Origin of the sequence: Vibrio zhanjiangensis (genome assembly GCF_030161235.1) — a bacterium.
Taxonomy (GTDB): domain Bacteria; phylum Pseudomonadota; class Gammaproteobacteria; order Enterobacterales; family Vibrionaceae; genus Vibrio; species Vibrio zhanjiangensis.
Genome location: NZ_BSPW01000040.1, coordinates 1 through 3,658, shown reverse-complemented (window position 1 = coordinate 3,658; position 3,658 = coordinate 1). Strand labels below are relative to the sequence as shown.

General features: G+C 39.2%; 6 protein-coding genes. 3 read left to right on the top strand and 3 right to left on the bottom strand.

What is annotated here, in order from left to right; translation table 11 throughout:
• Window positions 1-261 precede the first annotated feature (261 nt).
• The 3 genes from QQK21_RS10860 (at window position 262) to QQK21_RS10850 (ending at window position 1,707) form a co-directional block, all read left to right on the top strand.
• The gene (locus QQK21_RS10860; protein WP_284192215.1) at window positions 262-504 is read left to right on the top strand and encodes a type II toxin-antitoxin system Phd/YefM family antitoxin; all 243 of its coding nucleotides are present in this window, start codon (window positions 262-264) and stop codon (window positions 502-504) included.
• Between the two features lie 6 nt (window positions 505-510).
• Window positions 511-807: a type II toxin-antitoxin system RelE/ParE family toxin gene (locus QQK21_RS10855; protein ID WP_284192214.1), complete on the top strand. Its 297-nt coding sequence runs from the start codon at window positions 511-513 to the stop codon at window positions 805-807.
• 528 nt (window positions 808-1,335) lie between these two features.
• Entirely contained in the window at window positions 1,336-1,707 is a 372-nt protein-coding gene (locus tag QQK21_RS10850) for a DUF2913 family protein (RefSeq protein ID WP_284192216.1), read from the top strand.
• 152 nt (window positions 1,708-1,859) lie between these two features.
• Here QQK21_RS10850 and QQK21_RS10845 read toward each other — a convergent pair whose 3' ends face one another.
• From QQK21_RS10845 to QQK21_RS10835, 3 genes are all read right to left on the bottom strand, one after another.
• Window positions 1,860-2,066 (bottom strand): hypothetical protein, encoded by a 207-nt coding sequence (locus QQK21_RS10845; protein WP_284192213.1) that lies wholly within the window; start codon window positions 2,064-2,066, stop codon window positions 1,860-1,862.
• 173 nt (window positions 2,067-2,239) lie between these two features.
• Window positions 2,240-2,962: an NYN domain-containing protein gene (locus QQK21_RS10840; protein ID WP_284192212.1), complete on the bottom strand. Its 723-nt coding sequence runs from the start codon at window positions 2,960-2,962 to the stop codon at window positions 2,240-2,242.
• A 196-nt stretch (window positions 2,963-3,158) separates the two neighbouring features.
• Entirely contained in the window at window positions 3,159-3,446 is a 288-nt protein-coding gene (locus QQK21_RS10835; protein WP_284192211.1) for a hypothetical protein, read from the bottom strand.
• Between the last annotated feature and the right edge of the window lie 212 nt (window positions 3,447-3,658).

Here is a 3,658-nt window from a genome sequence, read left to right as displayed (position 1 = left end):
AGTTAACGTAATGACAAAGTCGCTTGGTAATTAAGGTACGACAGAATCGCTTGGTGATCACAAGTAGGCCTGCTGGTAGCATAACTCAAAATTGGACAGAAGCCGTTTAGATTGTTTAGTCCAAACGGTTTCAATCAGATTAGAAAAAGTATCTTGGAATCTTAAACGTTTGTTAGTTTACAAATCACACGATTTAATTATATTGACCATTTCATGCGAATCACTATAATCTTACTGTGGTTCCAGATTTGGAGAGTAATCATGCACACATTAACAGCAAATGATGCCAAACGTAATTTTGGTGAGTTACTTCTGAGCGCTCAACGTGAGCCAGTGAAAATTAGCAAAAATAGCAAAGATGCCGTAGTTGTTATGTCGATTAAGGACTATGAAGAGCTGGAGGCAATGAAAACTGATTACCTGAGACATTGTTTCGAGTCAGCTAAGCAAGACTTAGCTCAAGGCAATGTGGTTGATGGTGAAGGCTTTTTAAACGCCTTATAACCCATTATGCAAAAGAATAAATATAAGCTAAGTAAATTAGCACAGACTCATTTACAAAAAATCAAAAACTATACCGTCAATAATTTCTCTGAGATGCAATGGAGAAGCTACAAAGATACCTTACTAACAGGGTTTCAAATGCTTGCTGATAACCCAGCTGTTGGTCGCAGTTGCGATAAGATATACCCAAGTGGTTTTTATTTCCCAGTGGGCAAGCATACCGCTTACTTTACAAAAGAAGATGGCTTCATTTTAGTTGTTGCTGTACTCGGTCAATCACAGCTTCCGCAGAACCACCTGTAATTAAGATTTCACCCTAGGATTGGATTTAGGGTGATGATCTTCACTGATAAACTAACGCTTATTAGACGACAAATGGTCGTTTTTCATCCTTCGATAGTGCAGTCATTTTCATATTAACTCAACTAATAATCAATAATTTATGACACATGAAGGGAAATTAGACTGCAAGATGTCGCCTAATGACGGGAGTGAACAGTTATCAAATTAATCGAATAAGTTTTAGTAGGGTAAACGCACGCCCTCTGAATTGTGCAGAGTATTTAATCTAAGCAATTTTGGGGCACAAACGCGCTAGCAGGTGTTGTATGCAAAAGAATTACAGGCTGATTTAATCACACATACTAGGGTCTAAAACATACGTCCAATTTGAAGATTTTAATGTGAGTTCTCGCTCAGATGTGCATTCTACATAGCTTTTCTCATGAAGTTTACCTTCAGCAGCTCATTTGTTTGCCAGCCTGCGAGAAAGACTAATACAGATATCCCCCCAAGAATGATTATAAATATCTTGGGTATCCAGAGCAGTTTATTCCCCCAAAAAGAAGCAATGATATTCTCGTGAAATATCTCAAAGCGCAGGTGAGCCGAACAAGGTATGCCGTATGCAAAAAAGACATCAAGACCATGATGAGTATTGCACGAAGGGGCGGGAATTTGCTGGTGAGGCTATTCGAGCTTCATCAAATGAACTTAGACTATCGAGCTAAATTCTCCCAGGCTGATGAGCTGTATATTCTGTTCAATACTTTATGTGAGCAGTATGGTTATTCGTCAAGGTTAGCGCCCGATGGCCAGCTGGCCGATGAAGTGAAGGATGACATTCTTTATATGACACAGGAAGAGATTGAAACGGGGTTTGACGAGGAAAGTCGGCAAACTAAAGCTTTGATTTTTGGGTGAAAACGCCTCAAACTCATCGAGTCGTTGAGTGTGTGAATTTAACCCATCCGTATGTCGCTACCATTGAGCAAACAGACGAGCGGGGGATAACGCACTTTACTCTGAGTCGAGAGGATATAATGATACCTTCCTCTGCCTTATTGGTGTCTTAACTAGGAAGAGTTTTTCTTCTGTTTTGGCCATGTGTAATGTGTATTTAGTCCAACAATACTAATGCCTAATAAGGTTGTACTAATACCCACAACAAGAATAAATGGCCACGAAACATTATCGAGTATGAGCTCATTGATCCCATAGAAGCAGATGATCACACCGATACAACAGCAAATAATGCCAAGAAAAAGGTTAATTTTTTCCATATACAATCCTTATGATGGCCAATGCTAGAAAGAAAAAATGGAATGAGTCTATTTTTGAGCTGAAGAGGTATATCCGTCATTTTTAATGATAGTACAGATGTGAGCGTGATTTTATACTTTGTTGTTTGATCGTTGGCTGATTGCTCGTTTGAGCCATCAGTGAAGACAGCAAATCATTTTTGTTTGCTAGCCTTTGTTATTAACTGAAACTCCATACCAGAACGTTTAGTGTTACGGGTTCTATAGCGAGTTGGGTACTTATCGAAAAAATCAGATAACTTCTTTAACCCGTAATTTCGAGTATCGAAATCTGGCTTCAACCTCTTTAAATATTTGCCAATTTCACCTAGTTTTGCCCAACCCGATTCATCTCTATAGTTCTGCCATGCTTGATGCATTAATCGCCATAATTCGCGTTCAGCGTCTTGATTAGAGCTTGATTGTACCTCCCCAAGCTCAACATCAGTGTTTAAGTTCTCTATAGCCACAAAGTCGTCACAAGCGTTTTTAAACGAAGTCGGAGTCATCGCTTTTCCAACACCGATAACGTGTATCTCCGATTCTCTTAATCTCGTAGCAAGACTTGTAAAGTCACTATCACTGGATATCAAAGCAAAAGCATCAAACCTTTGGCTGTACAAGAGATCCATTGCGTCAATAATCATTAAAGAATCTGTCGAGTTTTTTCCAGATGTATAGGCGAATTGCTGTTTAGCTTGAATAGCTAACTCATTCAAAGGCTGCTTCCAGTTTTTTAGTTGTTCAGCAGAAAAATCACCATATGCACGTTTAACGATGATCTGCCCAAAACTAGATAACTCTTCAATAATCAGGTTTAGCTTTGAGTGTGGAGTGTTTTCTGAATCAATTAATACAGCGATTTTTCTGTTGCCCATAATCTGTGCGTGACCATCTTTTATGTAGTTAGTTGCACTATATAGGCATTAGTAATATCTGTTCAAATAGGAGAGCTCAGAAATGTTATGAGTAACAACTTTAAACAACTTAATTGGGGCAAATACGGGTTAGTACACCTTAGTGAACAAACTGACGGATACAAATAAGCCTCGCATTGGCGAGGCTTGATAATGTTTACTTGTAGTATTGGTGACGCCTTTTCGAATTATGCTTCCAACACTTAGCAACGTCATATACATGTGCAGGGTGATCATCCCACGGATTAGCCAGTGATTTTCCTCTAGCTGCTCGCAGCTTGATTGGATATTCACGACACTCAACTTTGTGGAGAAAATAGTAGCTCTTCTCCTGCTTGGTTGAAAAATGCTTGTGAGTTCCACTACGTACGATAGGATACACATCCCATAGATAAACCCCTTGCGCTTTGACATGACTTCGGTACTGTTGCTTTAGTTTTTTCATTTACCCTCCAGGTTTACATTACCTAGAAGGGGTCCTCTGCAAAGTAGTTCATTCGGCCACCATGATGTGCTCTTTACCTAAGTCTAGCAAATTCTAGTTAGGGCCTAAAACTATTACCAAAACTTATCAAGCAAACCATGCTTCTTAAATGATGTATGGAATCCACTCTCTCCTCGGCTAACTACACTTTAGCCAAGGTGTTCAATAATGAG

Bases quoted from the DNA above. Each gene is read 5' to 3' on its own strand.
- QQK21_RS10835 (WP_284192211.1), bottom strand. From the start codon at position 3,446: ATGAAAAAACTAAAGCAACAGTACCGAAGTCATGTCAAAGCGCAAGGG.
- QQK21_RS10860 (WP_284192215.1), top strand. From the start codon at position 262: ATGCACACATTAACAGCAAATGATGCCAAACGTAATTTTGGTGAGTTA.
- QQK21_RS10855 (WP_284192214.1), top strand. From the start codon at position 511: ATGCAAAAGAATAAATATAAGCTAAGTAAATTAGCACAGACTCATTTA.
- QQK21_RS10840 (WP_284192212.1), bottom strand. From the start codon at position 2,962: ATGGGCAACAGAAAAATCGCTGTATTAATTGATTCAGAAAACACTCCA.
- QQK21_RS10845 (WP_284192213.1), bottom strand. From the start codon at position 2,066: ATGGAAAAAATTAACCTTTTTCTTGGCATTATTTGCTGTTGTATCGGT.